Annotated in this window: 36 protein-coding genes; 12 read left to right on the top strand and 24 right to left on the bottom strand. The window is 62.6% G+C overall.

All coding sequences use genetic code 11. The annotated features are described in order from the left end of the window. Positions 1-30: 30 nt before the first annotated feature. The 23 genes from ACM0M4_RS06665 to ACM0M4_RS06555 form a co-directional block, all read right to left on the bottom strand. Complete coding sequence (locus ACM0M4_RS06665) at positions 31-2,112, bottom strand: ClpP-like prohead protease/major capsid protein fusion protein (protein ID WP_260330247.1); 2,082 nt, start codon at positions 2,110-2,112, stop codon at positions 31-33. Next, positions 2,084-3,730, bottom strand: coding sequence for a phage portal protein (locus ACM0M4_RS06660; protein WP_021205303.1), 1,647 nt, complete (start codon positions 3,728-3,730; stop codon positions 2,084-2,086). The genes ACM0M4_RS06665 and ACM0M4_RS06660 overlap by 29 nt, the downstream gene beginning before the upstream one ends. Next, positions 3,730-3,945 (bottom strand): hypothetical protein, encoded by a 216-nt coding sequence (locus ACM0M4_RS06655; RefSeq protein ID WP_003159069.1) that lies wholly within the window; start codon positions 3,943-3,945, stop codon positions 3,730-3,732. The genes ACM0M4_RS06660 and ACM0M4_RS06655 overlap by 1 nt, the downstream gene beginning before the upstream one ends. Further along, positions 3,936-5,900, bottom strand: coding sequence for a phage terminase large subunit family protein (locus tag ACM0M4_RS06650; protein ID WP_012613704.1), 1,965 nt, complete (start codon positions 5,898-5,900; stop codon positions 3,936-3,938). The genes ACM0M4_RS06655 and ACM0M4_RS06650 overlap by 10 nt, the downstream gene beginning before the upstream one ends. Next, on the bottom strand, positions 5,872-6,417 hold the full coding sequence (locus tag ACM0M4_RS06645) for a terminase small subunit (RefSeq protein ID WP_003159067.1): 546 nt from the start codon (positions 6,415-6,417) through the stop codon (positions 5,872-5,874). The genes ACM0M4_RS06650 and ACM0M4_RS06645 overlap by 29 nt, the downstream gene beginning before the upstream one ends. Positions 6,418-6,536: 119 nt before the next feature. After that, a complete protein-coding gene (locus ACM0M4_RS06640) occupies positions 6,537-7,280 on the bottom strand; it encodes a hypothetical protein (RefSeq protein WP_033996808.1) in 744 nt (247 codons plus the stop codon). After that, on the bottom strand, positions 7,277-7,747 hold the full coding sequence (locus ACM0M4_RS06635; RefSeq protein WP_071534556.1) for a lysis system i-spanin subunit Rz: 471 nt from the start codon (positions 7,745-7,747) through the stop codon (positions 7,277-7,279). Before ACM0M4_RS06635 ends, ACM0M4_RS06640 begins: the two co-directional genes overlap by 4 nt. After that, entirely contained in the window at positions 7,744-7,986 is a 243-nt protein-coding gene (locus ACM0M4_RS06630; RefSeq protein ID WP_031690617.1) for a hypothetical protein, read from the bottom strand. The genes ACM0M4_RS06635 and ACM0M4_RS06630 overlap by 4 nt, the downstream gene beginning before the upstream one ends. Further along, positions 7,983-8,600: a glycoside hydrolase family 19 protein gene (locus ACM0M4_RS06625; RefSeq protein ID WP_033940606.1), complete on the bottom strand. Its 618-nt coding sequence runs from the start codon at positions 8,598-8,600 to the stop codon at positions 7,983-7,985. Before ACM0M4_RS06625 ends, ACM0M4_RS06630 begins: the two co-directional genes overlap by 4 nt. After that, the gene (locus tag ACM0M4_RS06620) at positions 8,597-8,929 is read right to left on the bottom strand and encodes a phage holin, lambda family (protein ID WP_003123976.1); all 333 of its coding nucleotides are present in this window, start codon (positions 8,927-8,929) and stop codon (positions 8,597-8,599) included. Before ACM0M4_RS06620 ends, ACM0M4_RS06625 begins: the two co-directional genes overlap by 4 nt. 787 nt (positions 8,930-9,716) lie before the next feature. Further along, positions 9,717-10,106, bottom strand: a complete 390-nt coding sequence (locus tag ACM0M4_RS06615) for an antiterminator Q family protein (protein WP_004353175.1) — start codon at positions 10,104-10,106, stop codon at positions 9,717-9,719. Further along, complete coding sequence (locus ACM0M4_RS06610; RefSeq protein ID WP_023086962.1) at positions 10,103-10,381, bottom strand: hypothetical protein; 279 nt, start codon at positions 10,379-10,381, stop codon at positions 10,103-10,105. The genes ACM0M4_RS06615 and ACM0M4_RS06610 overlap by 4 nt, the downstream gene beginning before the upstream one ends. Next, complete coding sequence (locus tag ACM0M4_RS06605) at positions 10,378-11,775, bottom strand: replicative DNA helicase (protein WP_023086961.1); 1,398 nt, start codon at positions 11,773-11,775, stop codon at positions 10,378-10,380. The genes ACM0M4_RS06610 and ACM0M4_RS06605 overlap by 4 nt, the downstream gene beginning before the upstream one ends. Then, the gene (locus ACM0M4_RS06600; RefSeq protein ID WP_023086960.1) at positions 11,772-12,587 is read right to left on the bottom strand and encodes an ATP-binding protein; all 816 of its coding nucleotides are present in this window, start codon (positions 12,585-12,587) and stop codon (positions 11,772-11,774) included. The genes ACM0M4_RS06605 and ACM0M4_RS06600 overlap by 4 nt, the downstream gene beginning before the upstream one ends. Then, positions 12,568-13,407, bottom strand: coding sequence for a helix-turn-helix domain-containing protein (locus ACM0M4_RS06595; RefSeq protein WP_023086959.1), 840 nt, complete (start codon positions 13,405-13,407; stop codon positions 12,568-12,570). Before ACM0M4_RS06595 ends, ACM0M4_RS06600 begins: the two co-directional genes overlap by 20 nt. Next, the gene (locus tag ACM0M4_RS06590; protein ID WP_029528997.1) at positions 13,404-13,634 is read right to left on the bottom strand and encodes a hypothetical protein; all 231 of its coding nucleotides are present in this window, start codon (positions 13,632-13,634) and stop codon (positions 13,404-13,406) included. The genes ACM0M4_RS06595 and ACM0M4_RS06590 overlap by 4 nt, the downstream gene beginning before the upstream one ends. Beyond that, a complete protein-coding gene (locus tag ACM0M4_RS06585; RefSeq protein WP_003085716.1) occupies positions 13,631-14,395 on the bottom strand; it encodes a Rha family transcriptional regulator in 765 nt (254 codons plus the stop codon). The genes ACM0M4_RS06590 and ACM0M4_RS06585 overlap by 4 nt, the downstream gene beginning before the upstream one ends. Next, positions 14,392-14,625 (bottom strand): hypothetical protein, encoded by a 234-nt coding sequence (locus tag ACM0M4_RS06580; protein WP_034083454.1) that lies wholly within the window; start codon positions 14,623-14,625, stop codon positions 14,392-14,394. The genes ACM0M4_RS06585 and ACM0M4_RS06580 overlap by 4 nt, the downstream gene beginning before the upstream one ends. Continuing rightward, on the bottom strand, positions 14,618-14,896 hold the full coding sequence (locus ACM0M4_RS06575) for a hypothetical protein (protein ID WP_023085531.1): 279 nt from the start codon (positions 14,894-14,896) through the stop codon (positions 14,618-14,620). Before ACM0M4_RS06575 ends, ACM0M4_RS06580 begins: the two co-directional genes overlap by 8 nt. Beyond that, the gene (locus ACM0M4_RS06570; protein WP_033940608.1) at positions 14,893-15,201 is read right to left on the bottom strand and encodes a hypothetical protein; all 309 of its coding nucleotides are present in this window, start codon (positions 15,199-15,201) and stop codon (positions 14,893-14,895) included. The genes ACM0M4_RS06575 and ACM0M4_RS06570 overlap by 4 nt, the downstream gene beginning before the upstream one ends. Beyond that, positions 15,198-15,485 carry a DUF3077 domain-containing protein gene (locus ACM0M4_RS06565; RefSeq protein WP_003129649.1) on the bottom strand — a complete coding sequence of 96 codons (288 nt, stop codon included), beginning with the start codon at positions 15,483-15,485 and terminating at the stop codon, positions 15,198-15,200. The genes ACM0M4_RS06570 and ACM0M4_RS06565 overlap by 4 nt, the downstream gene beginning before the upstream one ends. Further along, complete coding sequence (locus tag ACM0M4_RS06560) at positions 15,482-15,793, bottom strand: hypothetical protein (protein WP_023094539.1); 312 nt, start codon at positions 15,791-15,793, stop codon at positions 15,482-15,484. Before ACM0M4_RS06560 ends, ACM0M4_RS06565 begins: the two co-directional genes overlap by 4 nt. Positions 15,794-16,319: 526 nt before the next feature. Beyond that, positions 16,320-16,595, bottom strand: coding sequence for a hypothetical protein (locus ACM0M4_RS06555; protein WP_174484980.1), 276 nt, complete (start codon positions 16,593-16,595; stop codon positions 16,320-16,322). Positions 16,596-16,694: 99 nt separating this feature from the next. Between ACM0M4_RS06555 and ACM0M4_RS06550 the strand changes: the two genes are divergently transcribed. From ACM0M4_RS06550 to ACM0M4_RS06495, 12 genes are all read left to right on the top strand, one after another. Next, positions 16,695-17,273, top strand: coding sequence for a helix-turn-helix domain-containing protein (locus ACM0M4_RS06550; RefSeq protein WP_071535011.1), 579 nt, complete (start codon positions 16,695-16,697; stop codon positions 17,271-17,273). 117 nt (positions 17,274-17,390) lie between these two features. Beyond that, positions 17,391-17,774: a response regulator transcription factor gene (locus ACM0M4_RS06545; RefSeq protein ID WP_023099082.1), complete on the top strand. Its 384-nt coding sequence runs from the start codon at positions 17,391-17,393 to the stop codon at positions 17,772-17,774. Positions 17,775-17,776: 2 nt separating this feature from the next. Next, positions 17,777-18,010: a hypothetical protein gene (locus ACM0M4_RS06540; protein ID WP_023124649.1), complete on the top strand. Its 234-nt coding sequence runs from the start codon at positions 17,777-17,779 to the stop codon at positions 18,008-18,010. 99 nt (positions 18,011-18,109) lie between these two features. Next, entirely contained in the window at positions 18,110-18,364 is a 255-nt protein-coding gene (locus ACM0M4_RS06535; protein WP_031685414.1) for a hypothetical protein, read from the top strand. Then, positions 18,361-19,197: a prohibitin family protein gene (locus tag ACM0M4_RS06530; protein ID WP_031685413.1), complete on the top strand. Its 837-nt coding sequence runs from the start codon at positions 18,361-18,363 to the stop codon at positions 19,195-19,197. Before ACM0M4_RS06535 ends, ACM0M4_RS06530 begins: the two co-directional genes overlap by 4 nt. A gap of 44 nt (positions 19,198-19,241) precedes the next feature. Next, the gene (locus tag ACM0M4_RS06525; RefSeq protein ID WP_023910251.1) at positions 19,242-19,478 is read left to right on the top strand and encodes an Arc family DNA-binding protein; all 237 of its coding nucleotides are present in this window, start codon (positions 19,242-19,244) and stop codon (positions 19,476-19,478) included. Continuing rightward, positions 19,475-19,810, top strand: a complete 336-nt coding sequence (locus ACM0M4_RS06520; protein ID WP_034013881.1) for a hypothetical protein — start codon at positions 19,475-19,477, stop codon at positions 19,808-19,810. The genes ACM0M4_RS06525 and ACM0M4_RS06520 overlap by 4 nt, the downstream gene beginning before the upstream one ends. Then, positions 19,807-20,469, top strand: coding sequence for a hypothetical protein (locus ACM0M4_RS06515; protein ID WP_023910253.1), 663 nt, complete (start codon positions 19,807-19,809; stop codon positions 20,467-20,469). Before ACM0M4_RS06520 ends, ACM0M4_RS06515 begins: the two co-directional genes overlap by 4 nt. Before the next feature lie 112 nt (positions 20,470-20,581). Next, positions 20,582-20,773, top strand: coding sequence for a hypothetical protein (locus tag ACM0M4_RS06510; protein ID WP_003129607.1), 192 nt, complete (start codon positions 20,582-20,584; stop codon positions 20,771-20,773). A gap of 172 nt (positions 20,774-20,945) precedes the next feature. Next, positions 20,946-21,635: a hypothetical protein gene (locus ACM0M4_RS06505; RefSeq protein WP_034013879.1), complete on the top strand. Its 690-nt coding sequence runs from the start codon at positions 20,946-20,948 to the stop codon at positions 21,633-21,635. Next, positions 21,628-21,981, top strand: coding sequence for a hypothetical protein (locus ACM0M4_RS06500; protein ID WP_023910257.1), 354 nt, complete (start codon positions 21,628-21,630; stop codon positions 21,979-21,981). Before ACM0M4_RS06505 ends, ACM0M4_RS06500 begins: the two co-directional genes overlap by 8 nt. Beyond that, positions 21,978-22,280 carry a hypothetical protein gene (locus ACM0M4_RS06495; protein WP_031275114.1) on the top strand — a complete coding sequence of 101 codons (303 nt, stop codon included), beginning with the start codon at positions 21,978-21,980 and terminating at the stop codon, positions 22,278-22,280. The genes ACM0M4_RS06500 and ACM0M4_RS06495 overlap by 4 nt, the downstream gene beginning before the upstream one ends. Positions 22,281-22,340: 60 nt before the next feature. Here ACM0M4_RS06495 and ACM0M4_RS06490 read toward each other — a convergent pair whose 3' ends face one another. Then, complete coding sequence (locus ACM0M4_RS06490) at positions 22,341-22,619, bottom strand: helix-turn-helix domain-containing protein (protein WP_071540716.1); 279 nt, start codon at positions 22,617-22,619, stop codon at positions 22,341-22,343.

Below are 22,619 nucleotides of genomic sequence, written 5' to 3'. Positions count from 1 at the left end.
CTAGGTGCGGGGCTCGGGAGTTGGCGCCGATCAGGCACCGTTGGATTTCTGCAGCCCGCGGAAGTCCAGCGGCGCCACGCCAGCGTCGATGCGCACCTTGCTGGCCACGCCGTCGACAGTGAAGCCTTCCTGTTGCTCCAGGTACGGGGTATCGACGCCGTCCAGGTAGGCCACTTCGATGGTGTCAGAGCCTTTCTTGGCAGCCATGTACCAGGCGGTCGCCGAGGCATCGTCCAGGCGCGGCTCGCCGATCACCTGCGCGAATGCGCGAATCGGGTTAACGATGCCGCTATTGACGTCGGCGCCCGGCACGGACTCGGAGTTGATGATCTGGTTGGCCTTGTCCTCGAGTGCCACCGGAGTCAGAACGAAGCCCGGACGGATGTTCAGGGTGCGCCCCTTGCCCTTCTCTACCTGGGCTTTCTGGGTGGCCATCTGGGTCTTGGCCTTGCTCAGGCTGTCGATGGAAAGCGCCGAAGCCGCGCCAGTGAGCAGGTTGCTGTGGTCGGCATGGAACAGGGCCTTGCCATCGCTCATCGCCGGGTTACCGGTCAGAACCGCATAGACCAGGTCGCCGATGGTGGCCTTGGCCGCCTGGCCCAGCTTGAACGGGATATCCGAGAGCATCTGCAGGTCGTCGTTGATGATCGCCTGACGGGTGATGCTGAACAGCTCTCCGTAGGTAGCCAGGATGATCTGCTCGCCGCGCTCGCCAAGGGTGACGTACTTGTACTCGGCGCCCTCACGCACCTGACGCAGCGAGGAAAACTCGCCCAGCCCGACGCGGCGCGCCGGCTTGAAGTCAGTGAGAATGCCGGGCTTGGTCCACAGCGGGAAGGTTTCTTCGGCCTCTTCCCAGCCCGCCAGCACCGACTTGTTGGCGACGTCCAGAAGGATCAGGCCGAAGTCGCTGGAAGTGTGGGTGAAGGCCAAGCCGACCATTTGCGGGGCGTTGAGCGAGGCCACGCCGATCCCGCGATCGACCAGCGAGGCACGGGCCAGTTCGCGGAGCGTCATGCCGTTGTAGGCGTTATCGGCCTGGCGCTCGCCGCGACCGATGCGGGCCAGCACGCTCGCGCGCACCGAGTCGCCCACCAGGTTGCCGTTGCCGGCATGGATGTGGGCGCCAGCGCCAGGGGTGGCGGCCGGCTTGGTATCGGCGCCAATGGCAGCCAGCAGCTTCTCGCGTGCCTGGTCGACGGTGATGGTCATGTCGTTCAGGCAGGTGGCGAGCAGTTCGGCGTGGCCGCTGGCAAACGCGCCGAAGGCAGCAGTGATTGCGCTGCGGCGACCAGATTCCTCGGCGAGGATCCGGGCGCGAATATCGGCCTCGGTTGGGGCGGCGGCCACGGGAGCCGCCGGCGCGGCCGGTGCCGGAGTCGGCGCGGGAGTGTTGGTCGGCGCGGCGGGGGTCTGGGCGCGCGGGGCCAGTAGAGTTTTCAGAGCTTCGGGCATGTGGGCGAACTCCTGCATGCGTTTGGAGGAAAGGTGAGCGGCCGCTTGCAGCGGCTCAGTGAGCTGGTCGGCGAAACCGGCAGCGACGGCCTCTCGGCCATTCATCCAGGTCTCCTCCTTGAGGAGCGCCTTGATGTCGTCGGAGGACTTCCCGGTCTTGTTGGCGTAGGCCATGACCAGGGTGTCCTCGACCTTGTCGAGCAGTTCGGCATAGCGGCGCATGTCGTCCGCATCGCCGCCCTGGATGCCCCAGGGCTTATGCACCATCATCATGGCGTTCTCGGGCATGTAGATGGTGTCGCCGGCCATGGCGATGAGCGAGGCCATCGAGGCCGCCAAGCCATCGATGTACACGTCGACGCTGGCCGGGTGGTTGCGCAGCAGGTTATAGATCGCCGTCCCCTCGAAGACATCGCCGCCCGGGGAGTGGATGTGCAGGTTGATCTTGTTCAGGTCGCCCATTGCCTTGAGGTCTCGAGCGAACTGCAGCGCGGTGATGCCCCAGACGCCGATCTCGTCGTACAACAGCACCTCGGCGACGCCGCGACCGGCAGCCTTAATGCTGTACCAGGACTCATGCGGGGCGTTGGCCTCAGTCAACGCCGCCGCCATCGGCAGCATCAGGATTTTATGGATCAGGGTTTGATGGCTGCCCATCGGCGCCTCCATTGTTGCTCTCGTTGGGGAAATCCGGCCCAGGCACGGGTAGGCCGGCGCCGTATCTGTTGACGAGCCCGCGAGCCTCGTCGGCGGTAAGCATCTTCCCGACGCCCAGGTACACCTTCTGCACCGCCTCAACCGGGTCCATCCCGGACTTGACCAGTTGGTGGTAGGCATCCGAACTGAAGACCAGGCCGGCTGCCCGGTTCGCCTTGATCTCCGTCTCACGCGACTTCTTCAGCTCGCGCGGATCTCGACCACGAGCGCGGGCAACTTCCGCCTCATCGGCGAAGCCGGCCTTGACCAGCAACTCCCATGCGTTGGCCTCATGCATCGGGTTAATCCATGGCATGACCGGCCCCTGGTAGACCGCCGCGTAGAGAGTGCGGTGATCAACGTCGGCGGGCAGGCGCTCCTTCCGAGCCAACAGGTACATCTGCAGCCAGGACCGATAGACAGGCCGGCACCAGTAGTCGATGAACTCGTGCTGCAACAGGTCGTAGCCCAGCCAGCCCTCGACCAGTTCCTGGCGCTGTGCCGAGTAGGTGCCGTCGTAGGCCCTGGACACCGAGGAGTAGGTGCTGCGAGTGCCAGCGCCGATCATCCGCAGTTGGCCGTTGCGGAAACCTTCAAGGAAGGGGTTCGGCCGGTTGCTCTCGATCATCCCGACGTCTTCACCTGGCTCGAGGTCGTCGAAGACCATGCCGGGGGCGATGGGGATCGTTCGGTTCTTCCGGTCCTTCCCGGGCTCCACCGTGTAGCTGTCGGGGTTGCCCTTCTTGATATACATCGCCAGGGCAGCACTGATGCGCGCCGCCACCCGCTCGCTCTCCTCGTAGTCCTTCAAGTCGGCAAGGCGGATCAGCACTGCGTGCAACATCGGCACGCCTCGGTTCTGGCCGATCCGCTTGCGGTAGGCGATGTGGATGATCCGTTCCGCTTCGACGCGCTTCACCGCCAGGCTGCCGCCCAGCGTCTGCAGGTTGCCGGGGTGATCCTTGAGCAGGTGATAGGCCCTTTTCCGGCGCCAGGTGTCACGCTCGATACCCTGGACAATGCCTTTCGACAGGTTGTTGTAGCTGAAGGGCAAGTAGTCGGGCTCCAGCAGCTCCAGGGCAAAAGGCACCGACGTGGCGAACGTGTAGTTCGGGACTCGGCCCATCAACTTCTGCGCCAAGCCCTCGCCATCGCGCAACCAAGTGCGGCACATCAGCCGCTCTACCTGGGGCCGCGTCAGCTCACCAGAGGTCTCCGGCGAGAGTGACCACTCGGCCCACGCACTGCGGATTTCCATGGCCAACTCGGCATGCACCGAGCCATCCAGGCGCAGCGGCAGCGGTTCCACGCCGATGCCACTACCGCCCACCACCCTCTCCTCTAGGCGATCGAGCAAGCCGGTAACCAGATCGTGATCTTCGTCCAGTTTCCGGCACTGCTCTCGCATGGAGACCGCAGACTTCTGTAGCGAGGTGTCGGCGCCCAGCGGTTGACGCTTGGCCTTGTGGGTTCGCCCTGGCCTGGCAGCCTCATACGCCTGGATTGCCTCGCGGGCGGCCAGGCGCCGAGCCACCAGGTCGGGGGCCCAGGGTTTCAGTAGACGATCGATCAGGTTCATCAGCAGAACTCCGCCAGCGCCGGGCCTGGACGGCGACCGGCGGCGCGGTCCCGATCTGCCGCCGCGCGGCGCTCCCACTCCCGGCGTCCGGCGCGGATCTTCTCGATATCCTCCATGGTGTGGGTGCGTCCGTTGAAGATCACCGTCCGCCCTTCCAGCACGGCGGCCTCGGCCTCCAGGTATTTGTCGAGCATCTGCTGCGCTGTCAGAGCCATGGTCCGCTTCCAGTGTTGAGCCAGCCCTGAGAGGTGCTGGCATGGTTTTCGTTCGAGGGTTGCTGTTGGGCGACCTGCTCCGGCACGGGATCAACGCGCGCTCGCTCAAGTTGGTCGAGATCGAGGCCGAAGCGCTGCTGGCTGATGCGCAGCGCGGCAAGGGCGTACACGAAGCAATCCAGCGCCTCGTTTCGGCGCCCGCCGGAATCCCAGCGCAGGACGCGGACACCCTTCGCCATCACCGGCTTCTTCTTCTCGGCAGTGATCTGCTTCAGTTCGTCCTCGTCACAGATGTCGCTGTCGATCGGGAAGTGCACACAGCCAGGGGTCGGTTGCCACGGAATGGGTACATCAATACGCAGACGGCTGTAGATCAGCTCCTTCGCGTTGTCGGTGCCCAGTTCGGTCTTGTAGACCTTGCGCTTGCGTCGCTTCGGGAAGTTGGCGATTGGCTTGCCGTATGTACTGGCTCCGAAGGTCGGAACCACCCAGTGCACGCCATGCTTGACGCTCTCGGCCTCTACCTCATCGGCATAGTGGCCGCCGGCATCCCAGCACCAACGCTCGACACGCATTGGAACGCCGTCAGCCCGAGTGAACTGCCGGTGGATCTCCAAGCCGACCTTACGCCGTAATTCCTCACTGGCCGGATCGCCGGTCAGAATGAAACGGTGAACAAGCCATGCCTCCTCGCCAAGACCGAAAGCCCAAACGCGGCCCTCGTAGCGGTCATCCTGGGTGTCGATTCCACCCATCAGGACAAGCGCTTGCGGCGGCACCTTCGGGTAGTTCTCGCGGCGGGCATAGAGCGTCTGCCACTCCACGCGGTCGCCCTGCTCCTCTTCCCACACCTCGCCGCGCGTGGTGTTGATGAAGGTAATCAGCTTCTCGCGGTCGCCCTTGACCTTGAGCCACTCGTCAACCAACGACACCCAGGTCGTCCAGGTGCTGTAGATCGCCCAGCAGTAGAAGCTGACCGAGCGCGGCGTGCGGATCGGCTCGTTGTCTGGGCCGAACCAGTCGATGCTGTCGCGCGTCCAGATGCCGGTCTCGTCGCAGATCCAGCGGCCTTTAGCCTGGGCCACCACCATGTCGCGGTGTTCAAAACAGGCTGCACAGTGCTCGCAGACGTACCAGGCGCGCTCGGCCTCACCCAGCTCGTTCTTTTCCCACTTCAGGCCGAACTCACAATCCTTTCCGCCAAACTTCAGGTGCTGCTCCCGCTGACAGTGAGGGCAAGCAATATGCAGGCGCAGCCGGTGCGGAGACTCTTCCGCCGCCTTAGTGATCTGGCAACTGCCAGCGACCCCAGGCGTAGACCCCCGGATAGACTTCGGGTAGACCGCACCGTCCAGGCGCTTGTCACCTAGGAATGTCGGCGAACCTTCGCCCTCGACGTCGGCGTCGAACTTCGACAGTTCGTCGTAGATCACCTCGTCGGGCGACTTCTCCCGGTAGTTCCGGGAGGCCTTGCCACCGCGGATCCAGAGGTTGCGGCGGTTCGCGAACACCTTGTTGTCCAAGGTGTTGTCGCTGTGCTTCCGACCGAACCAGGGCGCCAGTTCCAGCATGACCGGCACGTCGCGGATCAGGCCATTGACGTGGCTCTTGCTGATGTCCTCGGCGTCCGGGTCGGTCGGACTCCACATCATCACGTTGCGGCGCTTGTGCTGGATCTTGTAGCCGATGTTGGCCAGCAACAGCTTCGTATAACCGATCCGGGCCGACTTCACGAAGTTGACCACTCGAATCAGGTCGTTGCCCATCGCGTTCAGGATCGCGATCTGGAAGGGTGCAGTCTTCCAGCGGCCCTCGTTGTAAGAGGACTCGGCCGACATGTAGAAATGCTTGTCGGCCCACTCCACCGCCGTCATCGGCGGCTCTTTGAACATTCCCTGCAAACCCAGCTTGACCGCAGTGCGCAGATCACTGATCCAGGGTTGCAAGGTACTCATCAAGGATTCCCGGGATGTCGTCGCTGAACTCAGCGGAAAGGTTTCGCGCCAAGGCGATCTCCCGCTCGAAGGACTCCATCACCAAGGGATCAGCATCCGGGTGGCGGCGACTGACCGTTTTGCAGACGGTCTCCAGCGCCGAGCCAATCTTGGCGGCGATCTTCGCCAAGGCGAAAGTGGCGAACGGGACCGGGACCAGGAGCTTGTCCTGGATCTGGTTCTTCTGCTCTTGGGCGTAGGCCTGGGCCTTGGTGAGCCGGAGTCGCTCCTGTGTCAGCTTGGCTTCAGCGTAGGGATCGAGACCTTCCGGTAGCTCCCCCTCAGGTTGTTGTTTCCGAGCGGCGTGCTGGATGCGGTTTTCGACCACATCCGCCACCGTGTAGAAGGCCTCTCGACCTATTCGCTCGATTGGTTGAACGCCCCATTTATCAAAGGCTTGCGGAGAAATCCCGAGGCTCGCGGCCATCTCGGACTTGTTCAACCATCCGCGCTGTTTGGTTGTTTCGTTTTTGCTCATGACTAAACAACAACCAACCTCCGAAAAATGGTCATACATATTTGGCGCGCGGGGCTCGAATTACCCTCTGACGGGGGCACCCCCGGGAGGACCCGCGACGCACCACTTTGGTGCACCCGTCAGCGCCTCGCGGCGAACCGAGCAGCCACGCCGCGCATCGCCACCTCGAACTCACGCGGCAGGTTCTCGTCGGCATACTGCTGCGCGATCTCGAAGAAGCTCAGCCGGCGGCGATACGAAGGGCGTGACACGAAGGCCATGATGATCGAGACGGCATCCCGGCCTCGGCCTGTGCGCTCAGCAATGCCAATGGGCTGGCCCTTGCGGGTCATGACGAAGTAGCGGCGAGCATTACCCTTCGCCCTGCTCCGTCTGCTATCGGTCGCGTTTGCGTTGTACCCAGCCTGAGTGAATCCGCGGATGCCGCTCAATGCTCTGGTGACCTGTCCGCGCTTGATGTTCCCGTAGCGATCAAGATCAGCACCGGCGCCTGGCACCACGTACTTCCCTTCGGGCAGGATCCCCTTGGCCCTGAGCTGAAGCTCGGCCGGCTTGTTCCGACGCGGCCCACCGTAGACCTCGGGGGCAATCCACACCGATGCAGGCTGCGCCCCGTCCGCTTCGTCCTTGAACCAAACCCGCGCTTCGAGCCGGTCTTTCCTGGCTGGCACCATGCGCAGGCTGTTCAGGGTGTACGGGGTCGGGCGGTCGAACACGACACGCATCTCGGCCCGCAATCGATCCATCAGGCCTTGCGCGGTCCGCGTAAGCGCAGTGGCTGTCGCGTAAGGAATCTGCCGCTGCTCAAGCTCAGTCAGGTCGGCGAGCTGCTGCTGGAACCCTTCCGGCTTGATGCTGATCATCTTCGGCAATACCTCGGCAGGCCGGCGATATGCTTACGCAACGCCGCGATTATCAGTTCGCGTCGCTCGACTCCGGCTCGGAGATCAGAAACAACTTGTCCATCAGCGGCAGCAAGGACGGCTCTTCCTGCATCAGCGCTGCCGGTGGCTCCGGGAGCCTGGTGCACTCCGCCTGCGGGGCAGCGGGCTTTGACGTACACGACGCGAGCACCAGTGCCGATAGCATCGCGGCGCAATTGGTTTTCTTCATGGGAAGCCTGTAGTGCTGCTTGGTATGTGCGGGCCAGGGCGTCGGCCTGAGCCTGGGCCTGGCTATCGCGCTTGGCCTGCTGGGCCATTGCGGTGATCGTCTCGGCGGATTGCTCGACGGCGGCCTGCAGGTCATTACGCTGGGCGGTCACGTGATCGAGGCGCCAGAACACCAGCGCAGCTACCAGGGCGACCACCAACCATGGCCGCCAGGTCACTGGTCGATCCTCCGACCAACCTTGAACATGAACGTCGGCTCTTGATCGAGCATCGAGTTGACGATGCCCTCCATGACCGAGAACAGGGAGACGACAAGTTCAAGCGGCGCCCACTTGGCGAACGCCAGCGGGCAATCGCTATCGACATCCCCCAGCCACATCGGAATGCCGTAATAGCTCCCATGGTGCGAGACGCCGATCTGTCGAGCTTCGGCTTTCGTCGTGAACCCGAGCATCATTCCCCCTTGAGCGCAGCACGCGCCCATTCGAGACGCGCCACTCGATCCTCAGCACCGTTGCAGCCGCTGTTGATCTTCAGAGTGATCCGCTCGAATCGGCCTTGGTCAGCCAGGTCATTTAAACCCCGCGACTGCCAGAACCAACCCGCGGCAATTGCTGCCCAGGTCCGTTGCTCCAGCAGTTCAGGCTGCGCCACCAGCGGCAGCGCCAGGGCGCGGGCAGCTTCGGCGTAGTTGTCGTGGCCCGTAATCATGATCAGGCCGCGCCCCCGGTATCGATACCCATCGCCCGTATCCGGCGACCCGTTGCCCATCCGGTTTGCGTACACGCGGTTCGCGATGCGCTCGGGCTGGCGGGCATACTGGCGAGCCTCTACCGGCGTGAACCGCTTCGGCCAGGTCTTGAGCAGCCCCTCGGCGGAGTAGTTCAGGTTCTCGATCAGACGCTTGAGGCTCTGGCTTTCGTGCCCAACTTGGGCCAGGAACATCGCCACGCGCTCAGCCGTGTTGATCTCGAACCGAGCCATGGCGCCGTTGATGTGCTCGACCCAAGTCGAGGCAGTAGCGGCACCGCAGCCGGTAGCGCGGTCGAGTTGATCGGCAGTGATCTTCATTCGCCAGACCCTCGACGCGGCAGCTTGATCCCAGCGTAACGGTCGGCCAGGTCACGGATCTTCTCGACGCCCAAGAAGCCGATCCAGCCACCAATGAAGGTGGCCATGCTCTGCGGCACGCCAAAGAACTCGAAGCCGCTGATGATCGTCAGCGCCAGCCCCCCGCACAGCGCGCCCTCCAAGAGCGCCTGCCGGCGCGTGCCGCCGCCGTAGATGATCCTGGCCATGGCCATGGCCCACGACAGCAGGGAGGCGTAGATGATCGGCGCATGCTGGCTCAGCCAGGCGAGCACAGCCGCCCAAGTGTCGGGTTTGTCAGGCATCTTCATCGTCTCGGTTCCCCTCGCCGGGGCGGAAATGAAAAAGCCCAGCGCGAGGGCTGGGCCAGGGATGGGTGCAGGTACGGCCTTTCAAGGGGGCCGCGCGCCCCGCAGCGCAATGCGCCACCTGCAGAAACGAAAAAGCCCAGCACGGGGCTGGGCTCTGAAATAGGTGCGGGTGGATAGGGGCCACTACCCCGTGCGCATCCTGCGCTCCACCTGCATTGATCGACTATCGTCCTCGGACAGACTCCAGCATCGATCTCATCTCTTCGATGATCTCTAGGTGCACCGCGTCTGCCACCGCCTCAGCCTCTTCCTCGGAATACAAGAAATCGCTCCTCAGCGTCAGGCCATGCATAACCACGAAACAGGCCTCATGGCCGGCATCGCGTATAGACCAGGGGACTGCGTCCCCCTCGAGCTTCACGACCTTGATATCTGGACTTCTCATAGGACCACCTCTCGGCTTCGAGATGGTCATTATCGCAAGGGTGAAGGCCTTGTGGGTCGGTAACCCGTCACTTTGATGTGGCAGGTGAGACTGCCGTCTACCGAGTTTCTGACCTTCGAATGAAAAAGCCCGGAGCGGGGGCAACCGGGCTTCCCGTCCATCTCGCTGAAAGCCAAGGACGGAAAACATCGAGTCAGACGGGGGCGTGATGATGCCGCGCCAAGCCAATCTACGCAATAAAAAACCCGGCGCCAGGGGCCGGGTTTCGAGTGCGTCACGCTGCGTTCACAGCAATTCACGCTGGGATGAAAACACCCCTTATTCCGCGTGTAAAGCTATTCCTCAAGCGCTCTCGCGGAACCGCTCCAGGGCGCTATCGACCCAGCCCACCGCCAACTTCAGAGTCTCCCTGACCTTCGCCTCGCCGATCTGGTGTTCACGCGCGATGCGCAGGGCCGGCCACTTCGCGCCGTAGTAGAGCCACACGAAATCACCAGCCTGCGGCGCCCTGTCAATGAGTCGAGCAATGACCCGGTCGACGGCCAAGGCCATATCGTCAGTGACGTGGTAGGCCTTGGGGCTCGACATTGGCATGGCTTGGCTCATGATAGCGGCGGCCGGCGACACATACCCGGGAACCCCCATCCCATCCATGCGCCACCACCCCCACTGTTCGAGGAGATACTCGGTATCGCCCAGCAGCTTGTCCACGTAGGTTCGAGTTCTGCTCATGCCGCCCCCGGACCGTTCAGGCCAAACAGATCGCGCAGCAGCGTTTCCACCGCCGCGCCCTTTGCGTTGCCGTCCTGCAGCCAGAGCCGACCGTAATCGTGGAAGCCCAGCGTGCCGCGGTCGCCGTGCCAGTTGGCGACCATCTGCAAGAGGGCGGACAGTGCCGCAGCACCACCCACCTTGACCTGCGCCAGCTCCTGGCCGGCCACCTTGAGAAACTCCCGCTCCAGCCTCGTCATGACCTTGCGGGGTGCCATCGGTTGTACGTTGCTCATGCCGCCTTCCCCTTTTTCTTGCCGTGCTTGTTGGCGAAGTAGGTACGCCCCATTTCAACCTCCTCTTGGCTCATTTCACGCAAGCCCGCGAAGTTGACGAATCGTCCATACATTCCCTGCTGCTGGAGCAGACACATGCCCGGTGGCGCGTGTCGGCACTTGGTCATTAGGATCTCCGTGATTCCGTTCTGGCCGGCCTCGCTGTCCATGTCCCGGTGGACCATCAGGATGCAACTGGCGTCGGCCTCGATCTCCCCCGAGTCGCGCAGGTCGCTCGACTGCGGGCGCTTCCCGGGCCGCTTGGTCGAGTCGCGGTTGAGCTGCGCCAGTTCAATGACCGGCACACAGAGTTCCTTGGCCAGGCGCAACAGCGCCTTGTTGGTCTTACCCACCTCCTCGCTGCGCGTACGCCCTTTCGCCTCCGGTGGAATCAGGCCCAGGTAGTCGACGACGATGCCGGCCAAGCCGTGCTCACGCTTGACACGCCGCGCGGTGCTGCGGATCTGGCTGGCGGTCACGTTGGGATCGTCGCAGATGAACAAGGGCGCCCCCTTGGCCTTGGCCACCGCAGATGTGATGCGCGGCCAGTCGTCGTCACCCAGTTGCTGCGGATCGTCCAAGCGCTTCAGGTCCACTCCCCCCAGCGAGGCGATGGAACGCACGCCCAACTCCTCCTCAGGCATTTCCAGGGAGAACACCAGCCAGGGCTCCCCTGCCTCGCAGGCGTTGTACTGAGCGATCTGCAGGGCAAGTGTGGTCTTGCCACTGCCGGGAAGGCCGGCGATAACGGTGAGCTTCCGAGGGCGGATGCCGCGAACCAGCTTGTCGAGATCGGCCAGGCCAGTGCCGGGCCACTGAGGCGCGCGGCCGTTGAACTTGTCGTCGATAACGTCGACAGCCTTGAGCATCACCTCGTCGAGCCGCTTGTACTTCGGCGCCTCGTCATCGAGGTCGCGCAGGTCCGCCATCGCCTGCTGCGCTCTGGCGATGATCTCAGGCAACGGCCGGTCATCCGTGGCGGAAGCCTTCACCGACTCGGCCGTGTCGATCAAGCAGCGTAGGATGGACCGCTCCCGGACGTGCCGGACGTACGTCCTCCAGTTCGCCACCGAAGGCACATTGCGGGCAATGTTCCCGGCATAGGGAATGAGCTTCGCGCCGCTGGGCAGCACATCACGGACCACTCCCACGGTCACCGGATCGACGGGAATCCCTTCCTCGTAGCAATCCTTGATCGCCTGGAACAGCGCGGCGTTATCCTCGAAGTAGAAATCGGCGGCGGTCACGCTGGACAAGGCCTCGTCAACCAGCGCCTGATTCTGCTGGAGCGCGGACTGCAAGATAGCGCCGAGCACGCCGAACTCAGCCTCTTCGCTGTACAGCTCTCGGCTCACTCCAGAACCTCCCGGCGAGCGGAGCCCCAGGTGAAGCCAACAGCCTTGCCGCCGTTCTCGCGGAGACGATCCACCGCACGATCACCGATGTACTTGGCGACCTCCTGCGCGCTCATGTTCGAAACCACCACCGTAGGCCGCATCTCCCGATACCGGCGGTCAATCACCTCATGGAGCAGCCCCAATTCGTACTCGGTACCGCCCTGCGCGCCGAGCTCGTCGATCACCAACAGGTCAAAGCCCGCCAGCTCTTCGAGAGCGTCCCGTTCGGTGTACTTCGCCGCCCGGTTCATCGCCCCCTTAGCCACACGGATTATCTCCGACGCCGAGGTGATCACTGCTTGGGCCTGAAGGTTCCGTACGACGTACTGGACGATTGAGCACGCGAGATGGGTCTTGCCCGTCCCAAGGTTGCCCAGGAGCAAGAGGCAGCGGCCGTCCTGGAAGTTCTCCACGAATCGCTCGGCATACTCCCGGCATGCTTCCAGCACCGCCGCCTTCTCCGCCTTGCCGTCGGTGCGGTAAGTCTCGAAAGTGCTGGCCCGGTAGCGAGCGGGGATGCCAGAACCAACCAGCAACTCGTTGATCTTGCGTTGGGTTTTCTCCGCCAGGGCCACCGAAAACTCCTCGCTCCCCGGCTCGCGATTCACCCCATCCCAAACACACCGAGAGCAAGACCAGGTCAAGTAGCTACCATCAAACTGCTCCACCTGGATCGAGTGGTAGTCACCGTGAACCGGGCAGCGAAGAGAAGGGCTTTCTTCGCTCTTGCGGTTGGGTTTACGCCAGAAGTTAAAAATTTGCTCTGCCATCGTCGCGGTCCTGGTACATGTCGGGGGTGTGTTTGGGGAGGTTGGTGAAGCTCGATGCCGGGCCAGCATCAGGGGCTATCTCGTCTTCCCATCGTCGCCCGTTGAGCCAACTGGCCGGCAGCGGAACGAACTGGCCGTTGTCCTTCAGCCAATCACGCTGTCGGCAGTGCTTCGGAAGCGCCGCCATGATCACAGGGTGCAGAGCAGGGTCGATCTTCCGCCAAGCCTTCTCCGCCTTCGCTCGATCCTTGTGCTTTGGGTAGGCCTGGTAAAACTCCTCGAAACCATCCAGAGGATTGGGCTTGGCCGGCCGTTTCCCAGACTCGGTTTTTCCCTTCCGATCACCCACGTCGTCCGAACCGGTTTCGCCGGTTTGGACATGCTCTTTAGGTTCTTTGGTGGTTCTTTGGTGGTTAAGTGACGGATCGGGTGCAACCGTTGCACCCCGTTGTGTCGTCAGTTGCACCCCGTTACGTCGTGGTTTGCACCCCGTTACGTCGTCATTTGCACCCGGTGCAACCGTTGCACCCCGTTCCATCGAGAGGTCGTACACCATCGGCAGGCGATCCCGGTGCGAGATGTAAGCGGCAGCGATTGCCTGGTTTCCACGGCGAATAACACCAGCCTCCTCGAGGGACCGGAGCTTGTACTGGACAGTCCGCTCGGATAGCCCTGTATCACTGCTCAGCGTGGCGATAGAAGGGAACGCCCCCTTTCCCGCCTCGTTGGCATAGTTCGCCAAGCACAACAGCACATGCCTCATGGCGGCATCGGTAACGACCTGCTGCTCCAGTGCCCAGGTCATGGCCTGAACGCTCATATGTCTAACTCCTCGGTAACGCGCTTCACGAAGTCGTGGTATCCCTCGGCCATGAGGAACCCTTGATCTTCAAGCGCACCGCGGCATGCCTTGGCGTGGCCGTAGAGCACCCAACGCTCACGCTCGGGCAGGTCGCGGAATTGACGGTAGGACGGCCAGGGTCCGGCGATCACCGGGTGGCCGTTGGGGCCAGTGGTGATCCGGCCCGGTTTCGGTTGTGTGGTCATTCGCCGATCTCCTGCGAAGGGGTGCCGCGCATCTGGAAGCGCTCCCGGCCGGCGCCGAAGTCCGGGTGCGTGGCTCGGTGTTGGGTCACGAAGGTGCAGCCGCGCGCGAAGCGCTCGAACACCCTGCTGATCTCGGCCTTTGCCCAGACCGCGTAGGGGCGCGCGTTCAGTTCCTCGTGCTTGCTGCGCACCATGGCGAAGGGGCGCGGGCTGTGCGGCATGTCGCGCACCACCGCGTCGATCACCCTGGGCGGAAGGCCGTACTGCTTCCCTATCCGCTGCCGGATAGCGGTGATGCTCTCCATGCCGTTGGGGATCGAGTCGAGCAGCGGGTGCGATCGGTCCATGTCGCCGACGGTTTCGGTCAGCGCTGCCACCTGCTGCTCGGTCAGCCGCTGCCGCCGCTCCAGATCGACGGTGAGTTGCACGCTGGCCAGTAGTTGCTCGGCGGCGGTCAGTGGCCGGGAAGCCTGCTGTTCCAGTTCCTGCCAGCGATCCACCAGCCGCGCGGTGAACTCCGGGCAGAGCTGGGCGACGACGATGATGCTGTCGCGCTTGCCCTGGTCGCCGGTGAAGACGTACTCCTGAGTGGGGCGGCCAGCGGTGGGCTTTTCCTGCATTGCAGGTAAAGCAATCACCCCGCGCTCGGCCAGCCGCTCAATGGTCACGCGTACATTGTCGTGACGCGACCCAACAAGATCCGCGATCTCGCGGCTGGTCATGGTGGCGGCCTGTCCGCCGAAGGGGGCCAGATCAGTCATGCCGGCACCTCCAGCTCGGTCAGCAGTTGGATCAAGTCTTCGCCAGCCAACCTGGCGATAGTGATAATCAAGAGATGGATCGCATCCACCTGGTCGCCGTTCAGGCGTGGGCCCGGCTCGCAACCTTCGAAAGCCAAGTCTTCGCGGACTGCGGTAGCCAAGTCCTGGATGGCGCCGATATAGCTGTAGAGCTGGTCACCGAGTGCTTTCGCTCCAATGCGCCTAGTCATTGGCCACCTCCCCACCCTCCAGGGCAGCACGGACCAGGGCAGTGGCTGTCTCGGCCGCATGAAGAAGTAGGACTACGCGACGACTAACACTCGGCTCGTCGAGGATGTCGAGGAGCCCGCCTTGAATCGCGTCAAGCAGGTCGACAGCGCTGTCCAATGCGAGGTCGGCATCGATGTCATCCATCACGCACAGGACATTCGCTTTCTGATCTCCCTTCGAAAGATCAACGGGCGCAGTCGCCCGGAAGCTGATACCCAGAGTGGCCCTCATTGCTGAGCCTCCTTCTGCCGGTTGATGCGATCCGTGCAGACCTGCTCGAGCTCAACCAACATGAAGATGGCCCCCCCGATCTCCTCCAGAAACCAGCCGAGACGCTCTGAGGTTTCCTGGCCGACTTCGCCTTCAGTGCCAACGTTCGCCAGCAGATTCCCGACCGCGGCGACACCAAGCGCCATGTTCTGAGCCGCTTGCCGAGCCGACCCCAGGTCTGACTTGATGGAAAGAATCTGTTTATCGGTCAGGTCTTCGCCCGGGACCCGGGAGCACAGACTGCTGAGCAGCGTCGAGAGGTTCATTGGCGGCGCTCCTTTGCATTGAGCGCAGCGGCGATTTCCGCCTCCTCCGCGGGCAGAGGGATGGCGGCATCCACCAAAGCCTTTGCCGCATCACTCAGGTACGCCAGCGCGTGGTAGCCATTGCCATCCATGGGGCTACCCTCGATGAGGGAGATGAGGATGTCGCTGAGCCCGGCCAGAATGACGCTGGCCTCGTCCAATGCTTCCCGCTTGGAAAGTCCTGGGTTGACCTTGAAGAAGCTGTTCTCCGGGTCGATAGGGCGAGCTCTCAGAAGCGCGTTCATGCCGCACCTCCCGCTGCATCCAAGCCCCGCACGCAGCTACTGTGCATCGCCGCCACCACCTCGGTGAGCAGCGCGATAGCTTCCGCCTCTGAGTCGTTCATAGGGTGATCGACGTCCCTGGCCATGCGCCTGAGCAAAACGCAGAGAGCGTTGAGCGACTCCTCGTATCGCTGCATCACCTCTACGATGGGAACCCCCTCGCAGACCTGGAGCGCACAGAGCCCGCTGGGAGTCAGGAGAAAGCCGACCTCCTCGGTGGTCACGGGCTGTTGCGCCTGGCTTGACGTTTTGATATTTTTGAGTTGCATGTTTATGTCTCCCTTGAGACAAAGAAGTACCTAGGCAGTCGCTGCAACGACTACCGACTAAGGGCCTCGCGAAAGCGGGGCTTTTTGCTGTCTGGAGACAGGGAATCCCTATCCTCCACACATTCTGAAAAGCGCAGCCCAGGTCAGGGCGGCTTTGAGGAAGGGGCGCGAGCGCGCGTATCAGACTTTTTCAAAGTGCAAGCTCCCGAATTTCGTTGAACAGCGCAGACAGCCTGCACCCGTTTAGAAATATCCCAAGCGCCCATGTAAACGAAGGCCCTGAAGAGGCCCTGCCGATGGTCACCCTGACCAGACTCCGCGCAGGAACGCTCATAGGAATAGTGGGTAGCCAGTGCCCCTTTTTCGGGCGCCTCACCCCGGATTTCTGTGCAGAGCTTCCGCCAGCAGAGAGCTCCTGGGCTTTTAACCGGGTTTAATGATTCGGACCGTGGCGGTTTAGCATGCGAAACTGATCCGCTTGGCAGGCATCGAGATACCCCTCGGCCGAACACCGCAGGCCAAATGCTCACGGAGCCACCTCGACACTGGATGCCTGAACAGCGGTATCAGCGCACTGCCGGATGTGGGAATCGGACGGCAGAATGGGCTCAAGGTCGGCGGAGCTTGCGGTCTTCTCAAGACTCTCGGCCAACTCAATGATCAAAGCGCCGGTGGAAAACCGGATATCCTTACCATGCGATGCCCTATTGATGGTGGATTGGCTCGATCCAACGGCTTTTGCAATTGCCTTTTGCGAGAGGCCAACTGAGCCAAGCCTCGCCAAAGCTTCGGGAATATTCATCCTGCACGACCCTATTCATCTATGCATTGACAAACATACACAAACGAATAGGGCATCGCAATACAATCTCTCATCGTCTTACAAGGGGTGACTTTCGCCATGACGCTCGCGGAGCGGCTCAGAGAGCTAATGTCAGAAAAAGGATGGTCTGAAACCGAGCTAAGCCGGCGCGCTCATGTGCCGCAGCCAACAGTTCACCGCATTGCTAGAGGTGACACCGGTCAGCCAAGAAGGGAGACCGTCACCCGCTTAGCAAAGGCGCTGGGGGTCTCGGCAGAGTGGCTTTGGTCGGGAAGCATTCCATTTACGCCAAGCGAGCAAGAAATTCTTGAAGAGAACGAACTGCGGGAACTAGATATTGAGGATAAAGAGCGCCAAGAGCTTGAGAATGAAGACCTTGAAGATTTTGATCCGCGCCAGACTGAGCTCCAGCTGAAACTGACAGACAGCAATGGCCTTCGACGCGGTTATTCAATAAGGCCTTGCATTGCTCTGGAGGGGAGCAGGCATAAGCCAAGCAGCCTCCAGCAGCTTCTGCTTAAGGTGCTCTCGGATGACCTGGGTGATCTCTTTAGCGCAGCGCAACGAAGCCGCCTAGTGAAGATCACGCTTGAGTTCGAAGACCCACTCACCCATTCAGAAAAGGTAGAGCGGATTCTCAAGATTCGAAGGCGATAGCCACCGGATACCTATCAAGCCCGCATTGCGGGCTTTTTTTTCTCTCGAAAAATTCAATAATGCATTGACATGAAATTCATATATGAATACATTGAATTGCACACACGGGAGACAGCAATGCATCCACAAACCATCACCGCACACGGTTTCACCGGCTTCCTCGGCAAAGGCCTGTCCCTGCGTGAGCTTCAGTGCGTCCTGGGCATCGCTGCGGGTCGTACCTCGAAGGAGTTGGCCCGCGACCTGGGCATGCAGCCGGGCACGGTGGGTAAGCGCGTCTTGGCGGCGACCACCAAGCTCGGGGTAACCCGACGTGCCGCCCTGGTAGCTGAAGCCATGCGCCGCGGGCTTATCTCGCCCGCCGTGATCGCCCTTGCCTTCCTCGTCGCCGGTCAGCCACTGCTCAACGATGACCACATGATGCGCAGCCGCCGTGGCGGCGAAAGGAAGATCGAAACTCGCCTGACTGCTCGCCGCGATGGCGTGGCCTGGGTGGCGTGATCATGGCCTGGGACAGAAACGACCCGCTCAACATCCTGGCGCTACAGCTCGACGGTGAACTGCGCGCCGCAGCCGACTTCTGCCATGGCTACAACGGGCCGGCACAGCGCGCTTTCGCCCGGCACATCCAGGGCCTGGGCAAGACGCTCGACGAGCTTACCGTGGCAGACCTGAAGGCAGCGGCCGCATCTGCGGACGCAGAACTGAACGACCTGCAACAGAGAGGGCTGATCTGACGCGGCAGACCGAACGCGCCGAAGCAGCCCCGCAGTAATCCACCGATTTTCGCGAAAGCCAACAACCGCGGCAGGCCATCGGCTTGCCTGGAGGAAAGCATGGACAAGAAACCTCTCATCAAGCCCGGGAAGCTCTTCCTGATCTGTATCGCGCTGCTGGCCTATGCCGGACTGTCAGTCGCCCTGGTGGGCGGTATTGGGCCGGCCCTGGTCAGCAGTCGCGACGACGTTCTGGTTTTCGCGGGATTCGCCATCCCCGGCGTCTGGTTGATCGCCTCGGTCTGCCTCGGCATCCACCTCGCCAACACCCGCCGCGAACAAGCGGCCACCACCAGCAAGGAGAAAGACCAATGAAGCGGATTCCCGCTGCTGCAATGCTGTGCCTGCTCGCCGTCCTGGCGGGCTGTTCGAAGGTGCCTGCCGGCAACGTCGGCGTGATCGTCAATCTCTACGGCTCCGAGAAGGGTGTGGAGACGCGTGAGGTCGGAACTGGGCGCTACTGGGTAGGCGTGAACGAGGAGCTCTACCTGTTCCCCACCTTCACGCAGACCGAGACCTGGGGCGGCGAGGAAGCGATCAGCTTCCAGACCGTTGAGGGCATGAAGGTCGGCGGCGCCGTCGGCATCACCTACTCGGTATCTCCCGATAAGGTGACGACGCTGTTCCAGAAGTACCGGGCGGGTATCGAGGAAATCACGAACAAGTTCCTGCGGAACATGGTGCGCGATGCCTTCAACGATGTTGCCTCGAAGCTTCCAGTCGAGAGCGTCTATGGCGCCGGCAAGGCGGACCTGCTGCTGGCCGTTGAGAAGCGCGTGCGCGACCAGGTGGCACCCATCGGCATCAACGTCGAGCGCATCTATTACGCATCCGACCTGGTCCTCCCGCCGCAGGTCACGCAGAGCCTCAACGCGAAGATCCAGGCCACCCAGATGGCCGAGCAGCGCCGTAACGAGGTCGCCCAAGCCAAGGCCGAAGCCGACAAGGAGCGCGCCCGAGCCCAAGGCGAGGCGGACGCGAAGCTGACCCTGGCCACCGCCGATGCGAAGGCGATCGAGATCCGCGCCCAGGCGCTGCGCTCGAACCCAGACGTCGTGACCCTCAACGCCGTCGAGAAGTGGGACGGAAAGCTACCCACCTACATGGCCAGCGGCTCCCCACTTCCCTTCATCGGCATCAGCAAGTAGCCACCCCTTGCCCCGGCGCCAGCGATGGCGCCACTGGAGATTCCATGAAACGAGCAACCGTTGTAACCGAACTGCCGGCCAGCGCCAGCCGGGATATGGACAAGTTCGTTGTCCGACTGCCGGACGGCCTGAGGGCCGAGGTGGAAGCCGAGGCCAAGCGAGACGAACGCAGCATGAACAGCGTGGTCATCATCGCCCTGCGCGAGTACCTGCACGGTCAGCGCCGGAAGCAAGCGCTCCTCGATGCTCTGACCGCTGCCACCGGAGGGCACCGACCATGAAGCAAGCACTCATCGGCACCGCGATCAGCCTGCTGCTCAGCGCGTGCCTGTACTTCGGTCAGGGGTCGCTTCACCAGTTCGCCTTCTATGTGGCGGCGGCCACGAACGTTCTCTGCTGGCTGCTGATATTCGCCGGCGGCATCAAGGGGCAAGGAGCCGCGAACCTGCTCGCCCATCCTTGGCTCTCCATTCCTACCGGCGCTCTGCACGTGGCGGCCCTGGCCCTCACAGACCACCCTGCACTCGCGGCTTCGAGCCTGCTGGTGCAAATGGCTTGCTACGTCCTCTCCTACCAGGCGGTGCGCAGCGCCGAGCAAGGGGGTGACCTATGACCCATGCCCTGTTTAAACAGATCGACCTGACCGCCAAGCTCGGCCAGGACGGTAGCTCGCTCCAGGCCATGAACGCGCTACGCGTCATCCGGGAAACGGTAGCGAAGCACCTGGCCGGCACCGAGGGTGCAGGAGAGATTCCGCTCGAGCGAGCCCTCCTGGCGCTCCGCACCATCGCCGAGTTCCCCTGCTCCGAGCAGGACGACCTCCCGGCGGCGAACATGCGACAGATCGCGCTGGCGGCGTTGAGTGGCGCTGGAGCCGGTTCGGAGCCGGGCAACCCTGGCCGCGAACCTGTTTCTGGACCGGGTAATGCCGGCGAGCGACCCCACCCCGCGCCGGGATTGGTCGGCGATCACACCGAACTTCGCCGAATTGCTATCGCGCTCAAGAACCCGCAGCTCAGCGGGGAGGAGGCCTCGAACCTGATGGTGCGTTACGAGGCCTTGACCATGCCTGACCACATCATTGCGCTGATCGACGGACAGGCCAAGGAGGATTCGGCCCTCCGCGAGCTTGAGGAAAGCCTGCTGATCCTGGAGCACTGGATCGAGCAAGTCGGGATGACGGATGGCTACGTGGGAGTGGTTGAGATCGAGGCCGTAGAGGCGGTGATCAACGCGCTGAGGCGCCAGCAGGCGGGCGGGAACGGGGCATGAGAAAAGCACTGACCGCCATCGCACTCGTCGCGCTGTTTGGCCTGGCCACTGTTGCCGCCGGCGCCGCGCTCCAGCCGTTCAAGACTCTGTTCATCTGGGAGGTATGTCAGTGATGAGAGGCTCCGATATTCCGCCACCACCAGGGTATCGCCCTACCCCGCTCGCCACCCTCGGCCAGCAGTTGGTCCGCCTGGGCCAGGCGATGCAGAACCCCAACACCAAGCTCGGCGAGTTGACCGAACTGGTCCAGGCCTGCGGGGTCGACCTGCGGATCTGCGACACGGACAAGGGGCGCCAGCCATGATCGGAACACTACTCCTCTGCATCGTCTGGTGCGCGGGCGGCCTCTACGTCGGATACGCGCTCGGCTCGCTGCGGACTGCGAAGAGTTACACCTGCGAGATCCAACGCCTTCAAGAACAGCTCTGCAAGGAACGTCTACTCCATAGGATGGGCGTGGACAAGGAGCCGCCATCATGCTGATGACCTACGAGAACCTGAAGCGTCTGCTCAACATCTGGGACAAGCCAGACCTCTCCGCGCTCACCCGCCTCCTGGTCGCGCGTCGCATGGCCAGGCAGTACCAGTTCGGCTGGGAGGCCGACAGGACCTGCGCTGATCGAAAGATCAAGGAGGCAAGGAAGGGCCTTCCATTCACCAGGGCCCAGTTGGAACAGGCGAAGGAGTTTCGGAAAACATCCAGCAGCTACCACGAGAAAGCCCACGCCGCCCTTGGCGCCTGGCTCCTGCAGGCCGAGAGGTGGATCGAGGGAGAGATTGGAGTCGATCGCATCTGCGATGCCCTCGGCGTCAATCCGGTCCACCGCGCCGCCATCCAAGGCGCCAAGCCTGGGCAGATGCTCAATCACATCGCCTTCGTCGAAGGCCTTGAGGACAGCTCGAATGCTTTCAGCGGAAGGCGAGAGGCGGACCTGAAGGACGGCCCACTGTTCAACTGCATCATAGCCGAGATGCTGCGATTCGCAGAGGAGAACCCCGAGGCTCTACCCGATCCGTTCGCACCCGGCGGGCCACTTTACGGTGTACCACAGACCGTGATCCGCAACGACGGAACGATCGAGACGAGGCGGGCCGCGCTGACGCTGCACTGCCGAGACGGATCGATGCGCGTGATCGAACGGAAACCGGAGGTAGGGCGTGAGTAGGCAGATGACCGCGCGCCGGCTGACCCGGGCCGAAATGAACCACCTGCGCCGCCTGATCGGTTGGGTTCGCTGCGAGGTGGGGGCAGAGCCCGAGGAAATCGTCACCGCCACCAAAGAGGCGCTCGACCACTTCCAGGGCGTGTCGGAAGACGGTAAGCGGAGGTTGCTCGAGCACTACCAGAAATCAGCAGCCATACCGAAGTACATCCGATCTGCGATCAAGGCCCTGGAGAAGGTGTGCCTGGAAGAACCGGCCGAGGTGGTTGACGGTGAGATGGTTGCCCGCAGGCGGCACGAAGCACCGCGGCGCCTGGTCGTAGTGCGCAACGTGAGGAGTGAGAAATGATCGAAGAGAATCACCAGGCCCCTGAACAGGACCTGGCCGGCGCCATCCGCGACCTGCTGGCACACCTGCGCGGCCCGAAAGTGGCTCCGGAGGACGAACTCTGGACCACGAAAGAAATCGGCGAGTACCTCAAGCTGTCGCCGGCCACGATTGAAGGTCGCGTGGTAACTCGTTCGGACTTCCCTGACCCGCTACAGCCGTGCGGGACGGTCAAGGCGTCCAAAAGGTGGTTTGCGGTAGACGTGAAAAGGTGGGCTAGACAGAACAGCAGTAAGCTGCCGAAAGGACGAAGGCGTTAGGCTTAAGCAGGCAGAAATGAAAAGCCCGGCGCTGTGCCGGGCTCTGGTAGGGCGGAGTAGTTAGCTTTCTCGCGGGCCACCATTCAGCGCAGCCAGAACATGAACCGGATCATTGTCAATGGCCCGGAGCAGGGCGCGAGCAGGCCCCTCGGGATCGCGGCGCCCTTGCTCCCAATTGCGCAGGGTTCCAACAGCAACATCGATCTTTCGGGCGAATTTGGCCTGGGACAGGCCAGTAGCGCGTCGGATTTCTTTGACCTTCACCGCGTCGACGTGGAACTCGCGGGAAGGTTGACGTTCGCCACGCACGATCCCAGGACGGTGGAGGGCATCTGTCAA

The sequence above is a fragment of the Pseudomonas sp. 18-147 genome (genome assembly GCF_051048045.1).
In the GTDB taxonomy this organism is placed as follows: Bacteria; Pseudomonadota; Gammaproteobacteria; order Pseudomonadales; family Pseudomonadaceae; genus Pseudomonas; species Pseudomonas aeruginosa.
Note: the sequence above shows the minus strand (reverse complement) of the source record. Positions and strands in the feature narration are given on the sequence as shown.